We start from the raw sequence: 19,508 nt of genomic DNA, 5'->3' as shown, positions 1-19,508 counted from the left end.
CCGACCACTGAGACGGGTCACCTTCCGGATGAAGTCATACTGTTAGCTCCCGGCGATGGGAACCTGTTGCTCAAAATCTTGGTGCAACCCGTTGCACTGAGATCGTGGATCTGTTCTCGCAGGCCGCCTTCTATTCCCCAGTAGGGGTTCAGGTATAGCCGGTTTTCAGAGAAGAGCCTCTGGTGGCAAAGGAGCTCACGCAGATCACGTGCACAAACCAAAATCATCCCCCGGGGGCATCTTGTCATGAAGACAATCTGACGTTAGCACTCGGAATATTAGGGGGAAGCTTCATGTTCATCGACAGCGTGTACCAGCGAAGAGCAAATCTATGCCGAATGATCGCCGAGGGGAAGGTTGATCAAGATGTTCTGCGCGAGCTCATTGCAGGTGATAAAGCTATTAATGAAGAAGCGGTTGTGTGGGACTTCAAACTAGAACTACCACAAGCGCCCTCGCACAAGGGGGACAAGAAAGAAGTAGACGCGAAATTTTGCGAGATAATGAAGGACTGCGTTTCCTTCTATAACGCCTACGGTGGGTACTTGGTAATCGGCGTAGAAGACGGTACCGGCGACATAAAGGGTTGGAGTAAAGCCTTTGATGCCGGAGATCTGAATAAACGACTTCAAGCGGCCACAGGCAAAAACATCGAGACGATATACAGAGTTGTCAACTATAATGGAACCAGCTTCGGCCTGCTTTTCACCCCTAAGAGGCAGGTGGGCTTAAACCCGGCTCATTTCACGAAAACAGCGACTGAAGGTCCTACCGGACGAAAAGCTTACAACTCTGGTGACTTCTATTTCCGCCTCCGCGATACATCCATTCCTGCCAGTACCCCGGAAGACTTCGAATTTTTGTACGGCAGCCGTGAATTGCTTGGTATACCTGCCCCAACACGACAATTAGAAAACAATCTTCCTATGCGTGACCCGGAGCTCGGCGAACTCCGTGGAAGAGATCACGAGCTGTCTTGTTTGTGGAGCTGGCTTGCAGACCAATTCAACCCCGTACACATCCTGAGTGGATTAGGGGGGCTAGGTAAAACTTCTGTTGCCTACACTTTTGCCGAGCGAGTAATTTTTAACGCCTTGCCTGCGCTTGACAGAGTGATTTGGCTTGGAGCGAAGGTATCGACTTTCTCTGGTCAAAAGGGACATTTCGTTCCCCTCACAAGAGTGGACTTCAACAATATTGACAACCTGTTCATCCAGATACTTGCGGAGACTGGCTGCCCACCCGATCAGATCCCTGAAGAACCTTCCAGAGATGAACTCTTGAGCCTAGTCGTTGAGCACCTTTCAGCGTTTAGGTACCTTCTTATCGTTGACAACGTCGACACCCTTCCCGATGAAGACCAGCAGCTGATTTTCAACCTGCTCACGCAAATTTGCTCAAGATCACGATCTAAGGCAATCATCACTGCAAGGAGAAATCTAGGTGCATCTCGAGCCTTCTACACAGAGATGTCCGGTCTGATCGGGAACGCGTTCGAGCAACTCGTAGCGGACAAGTGCGATCTTCTCGGCATTAAGGCCCCAACGCCTTCGGAGGTCGAGCAATTAGCAGTTGCTAGCGGCGGATCGCCGCTCTTTACCTTATCCCTTCTACGCCTGATATCTCTTGGCGACACCTACAGGGAGGCGATCCAGCATTGGAAGGGCAGCGACGGCGAAGCCGTGCGCGCCGCAGCGTTCAAGACTGAGATAGCGCGCCTTACGGCTCATGAAGGGCGTGTTTTGCTTGTCCTAGGTTACCTACACACTGCGTCGATCGCCGAGATTTCAGCTGTCATCAAGCTTAATCGGTATGAGATACAGATCGCGCTCGAAGGCCTACAAGGGTTCTCGATGACAGCGCTTGATACATCTCTACCGGGAGGCAGCGTTTTTACGCTACCATCCTCGCTATACCTGGTCACCGATCTTTTGGAAAAAAGAGTTGCAGACTGGAAAGACATCAAGGGCGAATGCAGCCGCTTGGCCGCTTTACGGGACAACAAGGTCCCATTTGTCGGGCAAGCCATTACGCGCGCCGTGTCCTATCTGAGAAACGGGGAGCTCGAAGAAGCGCGATCAGTTGCTTCTGAGGCGCTGAAATCCTTGCCTGACAGTCCGGATTTGCACTGCCTCATGGGCAGGTGTTACCGCGAAATGGATCTATACGCGCAGGCTGAAGACCATTATCAACGAGCACACGAGTTAGGATGTATCAAGCGAGATCTTTTCGACGGTTGGCTTGCAGTTCGAGAAGAACGCAAGGATTGGCGCGGCGTGATAGAGGTCAGCGATAAAGCTGAGCCGACGCTTAAGAGCTCCCGTTACGTCATCGCCCGCGACGGCGCTCGCCTGCAGATTGGGGATGAGTTCGCCCGTTCCGGCCGCTATCCGGAAGCCAATCTCCTCTACGCGACTGCGCTCGATGACCTTAGAACGGCGATCCAAACATATTCTGATCATGGCGATAAAGCATCGCTTTGGCGACTTTACGAGACACTCATCTTCCGGTGGGTCGGATCAATTCAAGTTGAGGGCGAGGCTCAGGGCGACGCTAATCGCCGAATGTTCGGAGCCGCTTTTAGGGCCGCGACGCACTATCGCTTCTGGAACGAGCGTCTTCTCAGGGCTGGGATCCTCGCGCTGAAAAAGTGGCTCGAAGGCATCGAGCGAAGGCAGCAAATTTCTGAGACCAGTCGAGAACACTTGGCCACGGCACACAACCGAAGCACCAAACTGCGGACCTCATTGGAAAACAAACCGACCCTATTGGAGAAAAGTCGCGACGAGCTGCTACGTGAACTGATGGCACTCACGACGCGAATAGAAAAGCTTCGGCCTATCGAAGCAGCGGAACTCTGAACAGGAACTGCCTAGCAAGCGTTCAGCTCAAAGACCGAAAGGCGCCATGTTCATTGGGGTGCCAACTGGTGCCAGATCAACCTACAAATCAAGTGCAAGCCTCATACATTTGCGATACAAACATGGTCTTTTACACCGTGACATCATCACGTACATCTTTAGCCAACTAGCTGATCTTGTTTTACAATTTCCTCCCCATCTTACGCCTTCAATCTGAGAGTCTATTTTGACATCGTAGGGGTCACAGGTTCAATCCCTGTCACGCCCACCATTCGATCTCCTTGGGGCGCAAGGGTAGTTCGCCAAGCCGCTGATAGGTGAATTGTGGTTTTTCATAGCTCGCCCATTTATCGCCCATGAAACCGCCTTGTGGCGGCGGCTGAATGCTCTGGGTGATGATGTCCATACACCTTCCGAATCATTTGCTCAGAGGTGCCTGAGAATCCAGCCGCCTCCCAAATCGGTACTCCTCGCTGCATCATCCACGTGATGCAAGTGTGTTTTAGGACATGGGGCGTAACTTCCTCACCCAAGCCCCTGTTACCCCATTATTGACGGCATTTGCAGACGGCTTTTGCAAAAGGTCACCCATCGCACTTCCTCTTTAATTGGAAAACCGGCTACGTCTAATTTTCTTAAATAACCGGAAAAGATGAGAAATTATTCCGGCCAACAGGATCGTCCCAAACGTAGTTTCCAAGTACAGTCTTGAAAAGACGTGATCTATTCTTCCGAATGCCCACTCCATGACAAAACATTTCGCAATAGTGCATCGATCTGGACCAGGAAATATCGATATAATTACATTTAATAAAATGTACGATACAGACAGGATCACAAACTCCTTCGAGAAAGTCGGAGGTCTTTCACCGACTTTCGCTTGAGAAGGGCCTATCCAACCTGGCGATTGGCTGGCCTTCATTATAAAGAGGAAAAATCCGCTTGAGACTATTTGACTGCTTATTAACAGAACAGCAAAATTTTGATCCGAGACAAATAACTGCTGCACAATTGAAGTCAGCCCACTCGAAAGCAGCAGGGCACCCATGAACGCCTTTCCGCTATCTCCTCTTTTCTTTGCTACATTGATAACACAGACGTACGCAGCCCACGCAGTCGCCACAATTGGGATTGGGCCAATGACCCACGGCAAACTTAGAAAAGACATACATCCCCCGAGGCTTGGGCGATTCCCTCTAGCGAGGCGTACATCCCTTCACCTTTTGGTGTAGGAGTGCTAGGAATACACCATGATGTCAATGCCAGCAAAAGATGTACTTCATATTTTTGCCATCTTATTTATTTGGGCTAATACTCTATCCGCATTCACGATCGTAGGATTAGCAATATTAGCGACATAGAATGCAATACTGTGTTTGGAGATATCTCTAAAAGAGTCCGGCTCCGTTCATGAGCGAAATCGGCACCATTGTAGCCGAACCTCACATCCGGCAGCTCTTACTCGATCTTGACGCACCACCTGTTTCGATGCTGAGCGCGCCCGCCTCAGAGACGCGTCGCGGGGGAACTGGGGAGAACCCAGTCACCGTTTGCTGAAGCAGGCCGTGAACTTGGAGAGCACGTCAGCAGCGCCCGTGAGGTTCACAGCTACGCGCTCACCCTTTGCGCTTGTTACAGCCAGCTCGTTTCCCTGCGCCATTTGATCCAGTAATTCCATCGGCAGCTGACCGAACTCATGCCAAGTGAAATAGTCGCTTTCGCTTCCGTCGGACACATAGGCCGGCTTGTCATCCACATGCCACGTCGCTCTGGTCTCGCCGCTGAACACGCTGCTGACGAATCCGACGAGACCGTTGCCCGGTGATCCCATGAAGCCGACCATCGCAATTCCACGGTGGGTTTGAACAAAGCATGTGCGCCCCCAATCCACTTCTCGGGTGTAGAACTCCCAATTCGAGGGGGGTTGAAGCTGGTCTGCACCTGATGACTGACCGGAGGAGTTGGTAGGCGAGGAAGCTCCTCCGAACGGCGAGGTCTTTGCATCGCCATCGATCGAGCTTGCTTGCAGCCCCCTGAGATCGACATCACAGCGACTCAATGCCTCGTTCAACTGGAAAGCTTGAAAACGGTCTAGCGCCGGGACAGTCCACAGCTGGGGTAGCGATCCTCTGGGACGATTTCAAAAGTCCGTAAAGCACGTCGCATCAAACCTGACTCATGTGACCTGCTTTAGCGCGCGAGGGGATTTCTGTCCCCGTTTGAGGATGTCGCAGTCATTGAGATCCGTCCCTTCCTCAGATTGATCGACATGTCCAGGCATCCGGTCGCCTGGCCCTGCGCCGACTCGCGCAGATTGCAGTTATGGCCGCCCTCATATGAGGAGGCGCTCATTCGAGCATCAATTGCATACCATTGCTGAGTGCTCAGCCCCTCGTTGCTCGGAATTCAGAAGTATGATTTTTGTGACAAGCAGATGACGAGTTTGTGACAAAATGCGTGTTATTTCAGCAACATAGCCGGTGCAGCCTGCTGTCATGATCGACAATGACGTTGCGGTGCAACATCCCTTATGTAACTTCCGCGGCGAGGCAGACACCGAGCTAAAAAGGTGCCGCTTCGATCACACTGGTGAAGACACGTAGGGACTGCCGATGGCAACGGTCTTCATCCTCTCGCATCTGAACTGGAGGTTATTCCATGAACATCAAGAGCCTTCTTCTCGGCTCCGCTGCTGCTCTCGCAGCAGTATCCGGCGCTCAGGCCGCTGACGCTATCGTCGCCGCCGAACCGGAACCGGTTGAATATGTTCGCGTCTGCGACGCTTACGGCACCGGCTACTTCTACATCCCCGGCACCGAGACCTGCCTGAAGATCAACGGCTACGTCCGTTTCCAGGTTGACGTTGCTCCGAACGCCAGCTCGATCGGCGCCGGCGGCGGCGGTTCCGTCGCCAACGACTCGGACTGGGACGCCCGCACCCGCGGCCAGGTTCAATTCACCGCCAAGAGCGACACCGAATATGGTCCGCTGACCGGTGTTATCGTCATGCAGTTCAATGCTGACAATGCTTCGGCCCAGAAGGCCCAGCTCGACTCCGCTTACATCGACATCGCAGGCTTCCGTGCTGGTCTGTTCTACTCCTGGTGGGACGACGGCCTCTCCGGCGAAACCGACGATATCGGTTCTCCGGTAACGCTGCATAACTCGCTGCGTTATCAATACGAAACCGACGCCTTCTATGCTGGCATCAGCGTCGACGAGCTGGAAGACAGCCCGTTCTACAACGGCGAAACCGCCAACAACGTCGGCGTTGCCGTCGGTCTCGGCGGCAAGGCCGGTATCTTCAGCTACCAGATCACTGCGGGTTACGACACTGACAACGAAGAAGGCGCCGTCCGCGCCATGGGTACGGTTGCCGTCGGGCCCGGCACGCTAGGCCTCGCAGTCGTCTACGCATCCAACCCGAACGCCTACTACAACAAGGCTGAATGGGCGATCGCTGCCGAATACGCCATCAAGGCGACTGACAAGCTGAAGATCACTCCGGCCGTTCAGTACTACGACAACTACGGCATCACTGCCGGCGAGTTCAACGACGACGTCAGCGCCTGGAAGGCTGGCGTAACGATCGACTATCAGATCGTCGACAACTTCTCCGCAAAGGTCTCGGTTCAGTACCTCGATCCGGACAATGCCGACGACGTAACCTCAGGTTACTTCCGCCTGCAGCGCGCGTTCTGATCAAGGCTGCCGGCCAGACCGGCAGCTATAAATTCCTGATCTGACTGACCTCCGATCGGGAAAGAATGGGCCTGGACTTCCCTGCCTAGGCCCATTCCGCCTTGACCAGAAGTGCGTCCAGACGGCAGGCGCTCGACGAGCACGGCCATTAGAGCGTCGTGCGTCCTATCGGACGCACGAACCTTGCCGATGTCCGGAAGATCATGCCGTTGCCGGACCTTTTAACCGGCAAGCCAAACCGACGTTCCGCCCTTCCGCGGGCTGGCCCGGCGAACGGCAGAATCTTTATGCTACATGGAACCAAATTTCGGACACAGAGCCGTGCCATGGCCAATCGAAGGTGAAGCGGTGATTCGCCTCGCCAGGACATGGGATTTGAGATTGAAATGAAGTTATCCGCGCTTGCAGCCGCCGGCTTTGTTGCCGCCGTCCTCGCCTTGCCAGCCTCTGCCGCGCCGGCCTCCCCGCCGGAGACATTTCCCGGCGCTCCCGGCGTCATTACGCTTTCCGGCAAATGCGCCAGACTGGTCGTCGCCAAATTCGACGCCACCAAGGGCTGCAAAAACGAGCTTGCCAGCGTCACGCTGGCCAACGGTTCGGTGACCTTCATCTTCACTTCAGACGGAAAAGCGCTCGGCTTCCAGGGCGATGGCAGCGGCATCAAGCCAGCCTCCAACGGCAATGCTCGCCTGCCGTTGAGCCTGGTAACGACGGGCGTCGGCAACAAGATGACCGGGCAGGTCAAGGTCGCCGGCTTCTGCACCTTCGGCAATCCCTACGCCGGCAAGCCGATTGCGATCGAATGCACCGCCGAAAGCAAGGACTCCTCCTTCACCGGCAGCTTCCGCACCGGCGGCCAGCTGGTGAAAAAGGGAAAATAGCTCCCGTCAGGCGGCGCACCACGCGCCGCCGGCCGCCCCTGGCTTGCGCGCCAGCCCTTCCTTGATCAGCTGCGCGCCAAAAGAGCGCCCGTCGCGCGAGACGATCCGCTGCGCGCCTGAGGGCTCGGTCGTTCCAGCCGCGTCGATGGCGAAGGGGCCGGCGTTCAGAAGCGCCAGCAGGCGCAGCTTCGCGGCAAAGGCCACTCTGCGTTCGTCATCGCAGCGCGCCTGGTCGGCCACCGGGCTTGCCATATCGGCAATGACGATCTTTTCGCCCTTGTACCAGAAGACGCCGCCGTCGCCGACGCAATTGATGTGCGCGCCCTGCCCGCAATAGCCGAAGGCGCCCGTTGCCGTCTGCTGAGCCCCGGGAGAGGCCGGGGCCGGCACCGCCTTGACCGGCTGGATGGCCGGCGTCGGGATTGCAGCCGGCGGCAGCGGCTGCGCCTGCAGCGTCGGCGGCGCGGCTCTCGGCGTCGGTGCGACAAGCGCCACCTGCTTCGGCGGCACATCCTTCCTGGTGACAGGTCTCGGCTCCGCCATTTCCGCTGCGATCGGCGCCGAGTGCCGTTCAAGCATAGGCTGAAGGCTCTTCCAATTGTCGTGAGCGACGATGCCGCCGATCGCGGCAATGCCGATCACCGCCCAGGGCAGCAACCCGCCGCCGCGCGCTCTGCTCTTTCCTCTCGCCGGCGCCTTGCGGCGGCCGCGTGTCGCTGTCTTGGCCATCTGTCCGAATCCCGTGAGGCCGGGATTATCGCTGCCCAATCCTTTCCGAAAGGTTGGCGCGGGCCGTTATCTTTGACGTGAGCCGATACTCTGGCAGCAAAACGCCCGGCATCGCCGGGCGCCTATCTCCACAGGTTTGTCTTTCGCCTAGTCCGGACGTTGGGCCGAAGGCTCGTTTTTCCCCGCCGATGCAGCGCCGCTGCTGGGCGAAGCGATCGACTGTTTGCGTTTGCCGATCTCGATGCGCTTGTCGGCCCCCTCGCGGATGGCCTGCCATTCATTTTCGTGCCGGATCACAATATCCCGGGCCACAAAGTTCATTGCCATATGTTTCTCACCCTGTTTCAGATCGACCGTCAGCACGCCGAAGAGGCCTTCGGAAGAGCCGTTATTTCTTCGTGTTCGTATGAGCTTTGATGTCAGGCCCCCCTTTGGAAAGGTCCGCGCCGGTCACATGCGCCGGCACGTGAATGTCGTGGATGACGCCGGGCGTCAGCGTCAGGTCGACATGATGCGGAGGCAGTACCTGTGCCTTCTGCATGCGATTTGGTCTCGCCCGCTTCATGCGGTCGGATGCCTCCGTGCGCTTGTCGGGAACATGGGTCGAAGTGTGCATCATCGGCCTCCTTTCAGCTCAACCAGGGTTTAACGAGCGGAGGCCCCCAATGGTTCCCGAAAATTTGCCGTTTTCTGTGGCGCGTTTGGCCTTGACTGGTTGGGGAAGTAGATTACCTAGGGCCTATCCCGCAGCCTTCCAGACATCGGCTACGGGGAACATTGGTGCCGGGCCCCTCTGGCGAGAGTTTTTACGGCGCTCTCGTGATGTCGGTACCGCCTGCAGCTCAGCCGGCGGATTTTTCATCGATGAAAAAGCTCACCATGCCTCGTCAGCATGCCCGTTGTGGTATGCCGCGTTTTTATAATACCTCCATCCCCTCCAAGCTTTGCGGCCGCGAGGTGCGGCCATGAACCAGTCCCAGACCAATAAATCCTCGCTCGGCTATTTCCGCTGGGCTTTCATCGTCACGGCCCTCGGGCTCATTCTCGGCGCCGTGCTCGGTTGGCAGACCACCGGCACGATCGGCGGCATGGCGACCGTCTTCTTCATCTGCACCGTGCTTGCGGTGCTGGAGATCTCGCTCTCCTTCGACAATGCCATCGTCAATGCCAACAAGCTGAAGGAGATGACGCCGGTCTGGCAGAAACGATTCCTCACCTGGGGCATCATCATTGCCGTCTTCGGCATGCGTATTGTCTTTCCGCTGGCGATCGTCGCCATCGCCGCACGCATCGGCCCCTGGGACGCTCTGGTGCTCGCCTCCCGCGAACCCGAGGAATATGCCCGCATCATGAACGATGCGCATCTGCCGATCGCAGCCTTCGGCGGCACCTTTCTGATGATGGTCGGCCTCAGCTATTTCTTCGACCAAGAGAAGACGATCCATTGGCTTCGCGGCCTGGAAAAGGTGATGGCGCGTTCGGCCACCATCAGGGGCATCGAAATCGCCTTCGTGCTGGCGCTGATGCTTGTATTCTCCTGGCTGATCGGCGGCGAGGACGCCAGCGTCTTCGTCCATTGCGCCATTTACGGCTTGCTCACCTTCCTCGCGGTCGAGGTCGTCGGCGAGTTACTCGATGCGTCGCAGCAGACGATGAGCGCAGCCGCCAAGGGCGGCCTCGGCGCCTTCGTCTATCTGGAGGTGCTGGATGCCAGCTTCTCGTTCGACGGCGTCATCGGCGCCTTCGCCTTGACGCAGAATCTCTTCGTCATCGCGATCGGCCTCGGCATCGGCGCCATGTATGTGCGCTCGATGACCATCATGCTGGTGGAGAAGGGAACGCTTGCAGAATACCGCTACCTCGAACATGGCGCCTTCTACGCCATCCTGATCCTCTCGGTGATCATGTATGCGCAGACCCTGGTGCACATTCCCGAGGTTATCACCGGCCTCGGCGGCGCGGTCTTGATCGGTCTGTCGCTCTGGTCGTCCATTCGCCACAACAGGCGCGAGAGGGCGGATGATCACGCCGACCGGCGGGAAGAACTGCACGCCTGACGTGGCAGGCGATGGAAGGTCGCAACGCGCTTCAGCGTTGCGGCTATTGCTCCGACAAAAAAATAAAGCCCGCGACCATCCGGTTGCGGGCTATTTCATTCGTGCATGCCTTGAAGGGCTTAGCGGATGACCTGACCGAAGGAGGCCGGGTCGATGCCAAGCTCCTTGAGGTCGCGGGCGCGCGGACGACGGCCGGCCTCGACAGCGGCGCTGACGGCGTTGGCGGCGCTCAGCGCAGCGAATGCGCGGCCCAGGAAGCCGGCGTGGACTGAATTGCGGATGGCGGACATTATCCTGTTCCTCTTGCTCTATGATTGACCACTCATAGATGGCGGCGCGCCGGCGAATCGACAATGCACGGAAAATCACCGCAGCCATGCAAAAAGAAGCGGCCGGCGCATGTCTCCATGGCCGGCCTCCAGGCAGGGGTAAGGTTGTCTTTTTCTTCTAGTCTTCGTTTGCCGCCAGTTGCGACAGCACCTGGCCCCGACCGCGAATGCGCAGGATCAGCGGGATCAGGAAAGCAGCCGCCGCAACGATGAGCAGGCCTGCCGCGATCGGTGACATCACCAGTGTCGTCACGTCGCCCTGGCTGATCGCCAGCGCGCGGCGCAGCTGCTGCTCGGCCAGCGGCCCGAGGATCAGGCCGACGACGGCAGGCGCGATCGGATAGCCGAAGAGCCGCATCACATAGCCGAGCAGGCCGAAGGCGAGCAGCATGCCGAGTTCGAACACCGAAGGGTTGGCGCCGATCGTTCCGAGCGTCGCAAATAGCAGGATGCCGGCATAAAGCCACGGCTTCGGAATGGTCAGCAGCCGCACCCAGAGCCCGATCATCGGCAGGTTGAGGACGAGCAGCATCGCGTTGGCGATGAGCAGGCTGGCGATCAGACCCCAGACGAGCTGCGGATTGGTGGCAAACAGGAGCGGCCCCGGCTGCAGCCCGTATTGCTGGAAGCCGGCGAGCATGATCGCCGCCGTCGCCGTCGTCGGCAGGCCGAGGGTCAGGAGCGGCACCAGCGTGCCGGCGGCTGACGCATTGTTCGCCGCCTCTGGACCGGCCACGCCTTCGATCGCGCCATTGCCGAATTCTTCCGGGTTCTTGGCCAGCCGCTTTTCGGTCGAGTAGGACAGGAAGGTGCCGATTTCAGCGCCGCCCGCCGGCATCGCTCCGATCGGGAAACCGATCAGCGTGCCGCGCAGCCAGGGCTTCCAGGAGCGCGACCAGTCCTGTGCGTTCATCCAGAGCGAACCCTTGACCGCCTCTACTTGCTCCGCGGCCCGGTTGCCCTGCGCTGCGATATAGAGCGTCTCGCCGATCGCGAACATCGCCACTGCCAGCGTCGTCACTTCGACGCCGTCGAGCAGGTCGGGAATGCCGAAGGAAAGCCTGGCCTGGCCCGTCTGCTGGTCGATGCCGACCATGGCAAGGGCGAAACCGATGAACAGCGCGGTCAGTCCTCGCAGCGCCGAATCCCCAAAGGCGGAGGAGACGGTGACGAAGGCGAGCACCATCAGCGCGAAATATTCACGCGGCCCGAAGACCAGCGCCAGCTTGACGATATAGGGCGCGATGAAGGCGAGCCCGAGCGTCGCGATGAGGCCGGCGACGAAGGAGCCGATCGCCGCCGTCGCCAGTGCCGGTCCGCCGCGCCCGGCCCGCGCCATCTTGTTGCCCTCGAGCGCGGTGACGATCGAGGCGCTTTCACCCGGCGTGTTGAGCAGGATCGACGTCGTCGAACCGCCATACATGCCGCCGTAATAGATGCCGGCGAACATGATCAGCGAGCCGCCCGGATCGAGCTTGTAGGTGGCCGGCAACAGCAGCGCCACGGTGAGCGCCGGGCCGATGCCGGGCAAGACGCCGACGGCAGTGCCGAGCGTCACGCCGACCAGCGCATAAACCAGGTTCATCGGCTGCATCGCAACCAGGATACCCTGCCATAGGAATTCGAATGTGCTCATCTTGGTGTCCCAGGCGGCGTTCCCGTCCGTGCCTTCGCAATCGGTCGCCGCGAAAAATCAAAAGAGCTGACAGCACGTCCCGCGCAGTCAGAAGAACAGATGTTCGAGCGGGCCGGCCGGCAGCGTCAGCTGTAGGAGCTGCGAGAAGATCGCCCAGACGACGAAGCTGAAAACGATGCCGATCGGCAGCGAGATCCAGAGCTTGTGTTTGCCGAAGCCGCGTGCCGTCAACGCAAACAGAATACCGGTCGCAATCGAGAAGCCGGCAATGCGCAGAAGCAGCATCTGGCAGACAAGACCGGCGACGATCCAGATCACGGGCGCCACTTCTTGCTTGTCTCGTTCCGGGAACTCGCCGCGCCAGGCTTCGGCGACTGTCCAGACGCCAAGACAGAAAAGCCCGAACGCCACTACCTCCGGAACCGTTGCCGGACCGATGCGGGCATACTGTGCGATCGCCTTCAGATGCGTTGCATCCCAGGCCATCACACCCGCGATGGCGAAGAGGAAAACGGCAATGATGAACGCCGCCCGATCAGGGCGGCGCTCGGTTGCCGAGGAGGTCTTATCCTCGCTCATTGAACAAGTCCGATCTCTTTGAGAATGCCCTCGGTGGCGGAGACGTCCTTTTCGAGCTGCGCCTTGAAGGCATCCCCGGACAGATAAGTGTCGGCCCAGCCCTTGGTCTTCAGCGTTTCCTGCCAGGTGGCAGAGCCGTGCAGCTTCTCGAAGTCGGCGGTGATCTTGGCGACCTCGTCGTCCGACAGGCCAGGGGCTGCGGCGACCATGCGCCAGTTCTGGATGCTGACGTCGGTACCGGCTTCCTTCAGCGTCGGGGCATCGACGCCGTCGATACGCTTGTCGCTGGAGACGGCGAGGAGACGGAGCATGCCTGCTTTCACCTGCGATTCGAACTCGCTGTAGCTCGAAATGCCCGCTGTGACCTGGTTGCCGAGAATGGCTGCGAGCGCTTCACCGCCGCCGGAGAAGGCGACATAGTTGATCTTCGTCGGGTCGACGCCGGAAGCCTTGGCGATCAGGCCTGCGGTGATGTGATCGGTGCCGCCGGCCGAGCCGCCGCCCCAGGAAACCGAACCCGGATCCTTCTTCAGCGCCGCGACCAGATCGGCCATCGTCTTGATATCGGACGAGGCAGGAACGACGACGGCTTCATATTCGCCGGTCAGACGGGCAATCGGCGTCACGTCCTTCAGCGTCACAGGCGACTTGTTGGTGAGGATGGCGCCGACCATGACGTAGCCGCCGACGATCAGCGAATTCGGATTGCCGGCGGCCTGGCTGCTGAACTGTGCAAGGCCGATGGTGCCGCCGGCGCCGGGAACGTTCTGGACCTGCACGTTGCCGGCGATCTTCTCCTGCTGCAGCGCAGCCTGCAGCGAACGGGCCGTCTGGTCCCAGCCGCCGCCGGGAGCGGCCGGCGCGATGATGGTGTAGTCGGCCGCATAGGCCGGCAGCGCGATGGCGGCTGCGAGAATGGTTGCGATGAACGTATGCTTCACGATGTGTCCTCCGTGGGCGGCTGAGCGAACCGCCTGTTATTCTCGAATGAATCGGGAGGGGGCCGGCCAATGGACGCAGTTGTCCTGAATGACGAGCGGAATGCCTCCCAAGGCTTCAATTCTCCGCCTCCACGGAGAAGAAGTAGCCAAAGCCACCACAACAACCTGTCATCTAGCTGACATCGGCAAGATATCCAGAAGGAGAAGCCGCTTTTTTGCCGTAATTGGGCTAGCAGCCCGCCGAGGTGTAGCAGGTATCGAGGTCATGAACCGGCCAAAGGCTGGCCTTCTTCACTGCGCCCGCAGAACCTCGTTCCAGTGCGCGATCAGCCGCGCACGCTTTACCTGGTCGAGATAGACCATCAGCCCGGGACTGACCGGCACCGGCCGAAGTTGGGCGCCGAGCAGTTCCTGCAAGGTATTGGCAGTGTTTTCCCCCGCCACCTCCGGGCTGACGGCCGGGATCTGCAGCTCGCGCGCCATGATCGTCTGGCCCACCTTCGACATGAAAAAGGCAAGATAGCGGCGCCCGAGTTCCGGCTCGGCCGCAGCCTGCGGCACCAGTCCGATGCGCGACATCACCACCGTGTAGTCCTTCGGCAGCACGATGCCGACATCGGGGTGCCGCGAAGCCCAGTCAGCGGCGTAGGAGCCGAGAATATTATAGCCGAGCACGAAACGCCCGTCGGCCACGCGTTCGAGAATTGCCGAGCTCGTCGAGTAAAGTTTGACGCCGGCCGCGCCCATCGCGCCGATCACCGACCAGATGTCGCCGAATTGCTCCTGGTCGCGCGCCATGAAGAGAAAGCCGACACCGGAGCGCTCGATATCGTAAGTGCTGATCCGGCCATAGACCACATTGCCCTTGCGCTTCAGATAGTCGACGAGTTCGGCCCGCGAGCTCGGCACCGGCTCGTGCGCGAAGCTCGGTTTGTGATAGACGAACACCGCCGGCTCGAAGGTCAGCGCATAGGCGGTATTGCGCCAATTCGCCCATTTCGGCCAGGCAGCACTCATCGGCAGATTGCTGACCTGCGCATAGCCGTCGTTGGAAAGCTTCACCTGCAAGTCCATCGCCGAGGAAAAGGCAAAATCCGCCGTTTTGCCGCCGGCATCCGTTTCCCTGACGATCCGGTCGTAGATTTCACCGGTCAGCATGTCCTCATATCTGACTGCGACATCAGGATTGGCCTCCTGGAACCCCCGGATTATCGGCTGTGCCAAGGGCTCGTCGAGCGAAGAATAGACCGTCAGCACCGGTGCGGCGACATCGCCCGACTTCGCCGGATAGAACGCTTGGTCGGCCAGGACGCAACCCGGCCAGAACGCCAGCAGCAAAATGAAAATACTCCTCATACCGCAACAATGCCCGAGCATGCCTGGAGGAGCAAGGGCGCCGGATTCGGACAGCGGCCGCGAGTGAATTGTCCCGACGCAAGTATTGGCATGGCGCAGCAATAGCGTAGTTACGAGCCTGGCGACACGTTTTAGCCATAAATGATTATGCTTTCATCTCGTCCTTCGCCCCTTTAGAGTATTGAAGAAGATTGGCGACGATATACGGTGCGCTGCCGCGTGAAAACGTCGAAGCCGTCCGAATTTTCTATTCGGGGGACGACTCTGCGCAACAAAAACTCTATAAAAAACTAGAATACTCCGGGTGATCCATGGGAGGGGTCATGGAACGACGACTGAGCGCTATTCTCGCTGCGGATGTCGTCGGCTACAGCCGACTGATGGGCATTGATGAGTCAGGCACCTTGCAGGCGCTGAACCGCCATCGCTGCGAGCTGGTTGACGTTCGTATTTCGGACTACAAGGGCCGGATCGTCAAACTCACCGGCGATGGCATCCTTGCCGAATTCCAGAGCGTGGTGAATGCCGTGGCCTGCGCCGCCGAAATACAGCGGAGCATGGCCGCCCGCAACGAGAACGTGCCGAAGGACGAGCGCGTTGAATTCCGCATCGGCATCAATCTCGGCGATGTCGTGGTCGAGAACGGCGACATTTTCGGCGACGGCGTCAATCTTGCCGCAAGGCTAGAGCGTATCGCAGCACCGGGCGGCATCGCCGTGTCGGCCTCCGTGCGCGACCAGATCGGCTCGCGCCTTAATCTCGGCTTCGAATTCATCGGCGAGCACATGCTGAAGAATATCAGGCAGCCCGTTCAGGTCTACACCGTCACCTTGGCGCCGCCCTCCTCCACCAGGCTGGTCGCTGAGAACCGCAATACCTGCTTCATTGCCGTGCTGCCCTTCACAAATATGAGCGGCGACGCCGATCAGGATTATTTTTCCGACGGCATCACCGAAGACATCATTACCGATCTCTCGAAGATCTCGAGCCTGCACGTCGTGCCGCGCAACACGATCTTTACCTACAAGGGCATATCGGTGAAGTTGAAGCGCCTCGCCCAGGAACTGGGTGTGCGCTATGTGCTCGAAGGAAGCGTGCGCATCTTCGACAAGCGCGTACGCATCTCCGGCCAGCTGATCGACACTGCCAATGGCGACCACCTCTGGGCCGAGCGTTACGACCGCGACCTCACCGACATCTTTGCCATCCAGGACGAGATCACACAAGCGATCGTCAGCCAGCTGAAGGTGCGCCTGCTGCCGGAGGAAAAGAAGGCGATCGCCAACGAACCAACGGCCAATGTCGAGGCCTACACCTATTACCTCAGGGGCCGCCAGCTCTCGCACAGCTGGACGAAATCCTACCTGCAACTCGCAAGACGCATGTTTTGCAAGGCGGTGGAACTCGATCCTGATTATGCCCGGGCTTATGCCGGCATCGCCGATTGCGACGCTGCGATCCGCGACTGGGCGCCCGACGATGTGCCGCTGAGGCGCCTCCTCGATATGAGCGCCCGGGCTCTTCAGCTCGATCCCGATCTTCCCGAGGCCCATGCCTCGCATGGCTTGGCCCTGCATCAGAGCGGCCTCGATGATCGGGCGGCGGCCGCCTTCGAACGTGCCCTCACGCTCGACCCGAACCTCTTCGAGGCGAATTTTCATTACGCCCGTTTCTTCTTCATGCGCGGCAACTTTGCCGAATCCGTTCAATATTTCACCCGCGCCGCTGAAATCCGCCCTGACGACTACGTCTCGCCGATCCATCTGATGTCGGCCTACCGCTCGCTCGGCCGTCCGGTGGATACAGAAAACTGGGCACGACTCGGCCTGCTGCGCGCCGAACGTGCGCTCAATCTCAATCCCGAAAACTCCGGCCCGGCCCATCGCGGCGCGCTGGCGCTTGCCCATCTCGGCGATGCGACGCGGGCCCGCGACTGGGCCGCCCGTGCGATCGCCATCGATCCCGACGACATTGTCGCCCAGTATAATCTTGCCTGCGTCTATTCCGTCCTCGGCGATACCGACCAAGCAATCGACCTGCTCGAGAAGCTGCTGCCGCACAGCTCCGTCTATCACATCAAATGGTTCAACAATGATTCCGACCTCGACAACATCCGCGACGATCCGCGCTTCCGGAAATTGTTGGCGATCGCAATGACGGAACGTGAACGGATCGAGAGGACCGGGAGCTGAAATCTCGTCCCCGGCCATTCATCGAATTTTGAAAATCGCTATGACATCGCTCCGCCACCTTTGTAATCTCCTTTGAAAACAGAGGGAACATTCGTGCGCATCCTGCTCACAGAAGACAATATCGCGTTGGCCGACGGTCTGTCGGCGATCCTGCGCGGCACCGGCCATGCCGTCGATGTCGTCCACGACGGCGCATCCGCCAATGCGGTTATCGCGGCGGAAAATTTCGATCTGGTGATACTCGACCTCAACCTGCCCGAAATGGACGGGCTCGACGTGCTGCGCGCCATGCGCGCCCGGCAGAACCAGGCAGCCGTGCTGATCCTGACGGCGCGCGGCACGCCGGAAGAACGGGTGAAGGGTCTCGATCTCGGTGCCGACGATTATCTGATCAAACCCTTCGATATTGCCGAGTTCGAGGCCCGCGTACGCGTGCTGCTGCGCCGCCAGGCCGGGCTGCGTTCGGCGACCGTCGGTTTCGGCGGCATTTCTTTCGACCTTAATTCCCGCACCTTTTCATCAGGCGACACTCCTCTTGATATTCCCGCCCGCGAACTCGGCTTGCTCGAAATCCTCTTCATGCGGGCCGGCAAGGTCGTGGCCAAGGAGGCGATCATCCAGTCGCTGACGGCCTTCGACGACGACATTTCCGCAAACGCGATCGAGCAATATGTCAGCCGGCTGAGGAAACGCCTCTCGCCGCACGGCCTGACGGTCAAGACCGCCCGCGGCATCGGCTACTATCTCGACAAGCTGCCCGAGGCCTCATGAAAGCGGCCTATTCCCTCAGGCGGCGGCTGCTCTTCTGGCTGCTCATCTCGACCGCCGTCATCGGCACGCTGGCACTCGCCGATACCTATCGCGAGGCGGTCCAGACGTCGAATATCGTCTCCGACCGCGTGCTCGCCGGCTCTGCTCTCGCAATTGCCGAACGCGTCGTCGTCGCCGAAGACGGGACATTGCAGGTCGACATTCCCTATGTCGCCCTTGAAATGCTGACCTCGGCGGCGCAGGACCGGGTCTTCTACCGCGTTGACGGCCCTCCGGGTCAATTCATCACCGGCTATCAATCCCTGCCGGTCCTGAAGAAGACGCCCGGCAATGCCGCGGCCTTTGCCGACGACAGCTTCCGCGGCGAGCCGATCCGCATCGCCACCCTCGAGCGCTCGGCCTCGACGGGCATCCGCTCCGTGCCCTTCGTCGTGACCGTCGCCGAAACCACCATCGCCCGCCGGCAGTTGACGCAGGCGATTCTCGTACGTTCGGCGCTGCGTCTCGCCTTCATGATCCTGGGCGCGGCGGTCATCGTCTGGATATCGGTCACGGTGGCGCTCCGCCCGCTCTACAAGCTCGGCGACGCCATCGGCGAGCGCAGTCCTGACGATCTGCATCCGATCGAACAAACCGTGCCGAGCGAGGTCGAGCCGCTGGTCGATACGGTGAACTCTTTCATGGTCCGCCTGCAATCGGCCCTCGATGCGCTGCGCCATTTCACCGGCAATGCCAGCCATCAGCTGCGCACGCCCTTAGCGATCATCCGCACCCAGCTTGCCCTTTCCGCCCGCGCCGGCTCGCTTGATGAAGCCCAGGCGGCGGCGCTGAAGGGAGACCAGGCCGTGGCGCATGCCGAACGCATCCTCGCTCAGCTTCTCTTGATGGCGAAGATCGACGCCGCCACGGCCAAGGAGGCGCTGACCGCCTCCGCCATCGACCTTGCCGCAATCGCTCAGGAAATCACCGGCGAGCAGATCCCGGCGGCTGCCGTCGCCGGTATCGATCTCGGCTTCGAGGGCGAAAGCCCGGCCATGGTCCGCGCCGAGCCGCTGCTGATCGGCGAGATGCTGCGCAACCTCGCCGGCAACGCCATCGCCTATGCCGGCAAGGGGGCTGAGGTCACCGTCCGCATCATCACAGCCGCCGACACGGTTCGCCTCGAAGTCGAGGACAATGGTCCCGGTATTCCCAGCGAGAAGCTGGAGGCGGTTCGCCGGCGCTTTTCGCGCGGCAATGATTCCGGCGCGCCCGGCGCCGGCCTCGGCCTGCCGATCGTCGAAGAAATCGCCAATCTTTTCAACGCCGCCCTGACGCTGGAGCCGGGTGCGGGCGGCAAGGGCCTGAAGGCGGCGGTCACCTTCGCCAAGGCGGGGTAAAAGCCGCCGAGTCCTGGGCGCCCTTGCTTTCTTTCGCTGCATTGCACACACTGGTTTCGGGAACAGCAAGCCGCACAACGATGCGCGCCGGATAA

The 19,508-nt window shown here is 59.4% G+C and carries 17 protein-coding genes; 7 read left to right on the top strand and 10 right to left on the bottom strand.

Translation table 11 applies throughout. From position 1 onward, the window contains the following. The first annotated feature begins 293 nt into the window (after window positions 1–293). Window positions 294–2,861, top strand: coding sequence for an ATP-binding protein (locus HJC04_RS13115; protein ID WP_221146405.1), 2,568 nt, complete (start codon window positions 294–296; stop codon window positions 2,859–2,861). A 259-nt stretch (window positions 2,862–3,120) separates the two neighbouring features. Here the strand turns inward: HJC04_RS13115 and HJC04_RS13110 are convergent, their stop codons facing one another. Then, window positions 3,121–3,267: a hypothetical protein gene (locus HJC04_RS13110; RefSeq protein WP_221146404.1), complete on the bottom strand. Its 147-nt coding sequence runs from the start codon at window positions 3,265–3,267 to the stop codon at window positions 3,121–3,123. A 1,137-nt stretch (window positions 3,268–4,404) separates the two neighbouring features. Then, window positions 4,405–4,932, bottom strand: coding sequence for a hypothetical protein (locus HJC04_RS13105; protein WP_221146403.1), 528 nt, complete (start codon window positions 4,930–4,932; stop codon window positions 4,405–4,407). 587 nt (window positions 4,933–5,519) lie between these two features. On the opposite strand from HJC04_RS13105, the gene HJC04_RS13100 reads away from it, so the two are divergent. Then, window positions 5,520–6,563 carry a porin gene (locus HJC04_RS13100; protein WP_221146402.1) on the top strand — a complete coding sequence of 348 codons (1,044 nt, stop codon included), beginning with the start codon at window positions 5,520–5,522 and terminating at the stop codon, window positions 6,561–6,563. 386 nt (window positions 6,564–6,949) lie between these two features. Continuing rightward, complete coding sequence (locus tag HJC04_RS13095; RefSeq protein ID WP_210629846.1) at window positions 6,950–7,444, top strand: hypothetical protein; 495 nt, start codon at window positions 6,950–6,952, stop codon at window positions 7,442–7,444. Between the two features lie 6 nt (window positions 7,445–7,450). On the opposite strand, the gene HJC04_RS13090 is transcribed toward HJC04_RS13095, so the two are convergent. The 3 genes from HJC04_RS13090 to HJC04_RS13080 all read right to left on the bottom strand — a co-directional run bounded on the left by HJC04_RS13090 (window position 7,451) and on the right by HJC04_RS13080 (window position 8,792). Further along, window positions 7,451–8,173 (bottom strand): hypothetical protein, encoded by a 723-nt coding sequence (locus HJC04_RS13090; protein ID WP_221146401.1) that lies wholly within the window; start codon window positions 8,171–8,173, stop codon window positions 7,451–7,453. A 147-nt stretch (window positions 8,174–8,320) separates the two neighbouring features. Beyond that, window positions 8,321–8,521, bottom strand: coding sequence for a hypothetical protein (locus HJC04_RS13085; protein ID WP_405047661.1), 201 nt, complete (start codon window positions 8,519–8,521; stop codon window positions 8,321–8,323). A gap of 40 nt (window positions 8,522–8,561) precedes the next feature. Beyond that, complete coding sequence (locus HJC04_RS13080; protein ID WP_210629844.1) at window positions 8,562–8,792, bottom strand: hypothetical protein; 231 nt, start codon at window positions 8,790–8,792, stop codon at window positions 8,562–8,564. A 346-nt stretch (window positions 8,793–9,138) separates the two neighbouring features. Here HJC04_RS13080 and HJC04_RS13075 point away from each other — a divergent pair, with 346 nt between their 5' ends. Then, window positions 9,139–10,230 carry a DUF475 domain-containing protein gene (locus HJC04_RS13075; RefSeq protein WP_210629843.1) on the top strand — a complete coding sequence of 364 codons (1,092 nt, stop codon included), beginning with the start codon at window positions 9,139–9,141 and terminating at the stop codon, window positions 10,228–10,230. A 119-nt stretch (window positions 10,231–10,349) separates the two neighbouring features. Here HJC04_RS13075 and HJC04_RS13070 read toward each other — a convergent pair whose 3' ends face one another. The 5 genes from HJC04_RS13070 to HJC04_RS13050 all read right to left on the bottom strand — a co-directional run bounded on the left by HJC04_RS13070 (window position 10,350) and on the right by HJC04_RS13050 (window position 15,053). Continuing rightward, window positions 10,350–10,520, bottom strand: coding sequence for a hypothetical protein (locus tag HJC04_RS13070; protein WP_094299101.1), 171 nt, complete (start codon window positions 10,518–10,520; stop codon window positions 10,350–10,352). A gap of 157 nt (window positions 10,521–10,677) precedes the next feature. Then, window positions 10,678–12,195, bottom strand: a complete 1,518-nt coding sequence (locus tag HJC04_RS13065) for a tripartite tricarboxylate transporter permease (RefSeq protein WP_210629842.1) — start codon at window positions 12,193–12,195, stop codon at window positions 10,678–10,680. A gap of 87 nt (window positions 12,196–12,282) precedes the next feature. Continuing rightward, a complete protein-coding gene (locus tag HJC04_RS13060; protein ID WP_210629841.1) occupies window positions 12,283–12,774 on the bottom strand; it encodes a tripartite tricarboxylate transporter TctB family protein in 492 nt (163 codons plus the stop codon). Next, complete coding sequence (locus HJC04_RS13055) at window positions 12,771–13,715, bottom strand: tripartite tricarboxylate transporter substrate binding protein (RefSeq protein WP_210629840.1); 945 nt, start codon at window positions 13,713–13,715, stop codon at window positions 12,771–12,773. The genes HJC04_RS13060 and HJC04_RS13055 overlap by 4 nt, the downstream gene beginning before the upstream one ends. Window positions 13,716–14,006: 291 nt before the next feature. After that, on the bottom strand, window positions 14,007–15,053 hold the full coding sequence (locus HJC04_RS13050; protein WP_210629839.1) for an ABC transporter substrate-binding protein: 1,047 nt from the start codon (window positions 15,051–15,053) through the stop codon (window positions 14,007–14,009). Between the two features lie 341 nt (window positions 15,054–15,394). On the opposite strand from HJC04_RS13050, the gene HJC04_RS13045 reads away from it, so the two are divergent. The 3 genes from HJC04_RS13045 (at window position 15,395) to HJC04_RS13035 (ending at window position 19,413) form a co-directional block, all read left to right on the top strand. Beyond that, window positions 15,395–17,263, top strand: a complete 1,869-nt coding sequence (locus HJC04_RS13045; protein ID WP_210629838.1) for a TPR end-of-group domain-containing protein — start codon at window positions 15,395–15,397, stop codon at window positions 17,261–17,263. A gap of 93 nt (window positions 17,264–17,356) precedes the next feature. Then, the gene (locus HJC04_RS13040; protein ID WP_020922268.1) at window positions 17,357–18,034 is read left to right on the top strand and encodes a response regulator transcription factor; all 678 of its coding nucleotides are present in this window, start codon (window positions 17,357–17,359) and stop codon (window positions 18,032–18,034) included. Next, a complete protein-coding gene (locus HJC04_RS13035) occupies window positions 18,031–19,413 on the top strand; it encodes a sensor histidine kinase (RefSeq protein ID WP_221146400.1) in 1,383 nt (460 codons plus the stop codon). Before HJC04_RS13040 ends, HJC04_RS13035 begins: the two co-directional genes overlap by 4 nt. Window positions 19,414–19,508: the final 95 nt, after the last annotated feature.

It is taken from the genome of Rhizobium sp. NLR8a (genome assembly GCF_019685235.1).
In the GTDB taxonomy this organism is placed as follows: Bacteria; Pseudomonadota; Alphaproteobacteria; order Rhizobiales; family Rhizobiaceae; genus Rhizobium.
The sequence above is the reverse complement of the archived record's forward strand: the minus strand, read 5'-3'. Positions and strand labels throughout refer to the sequence as shown.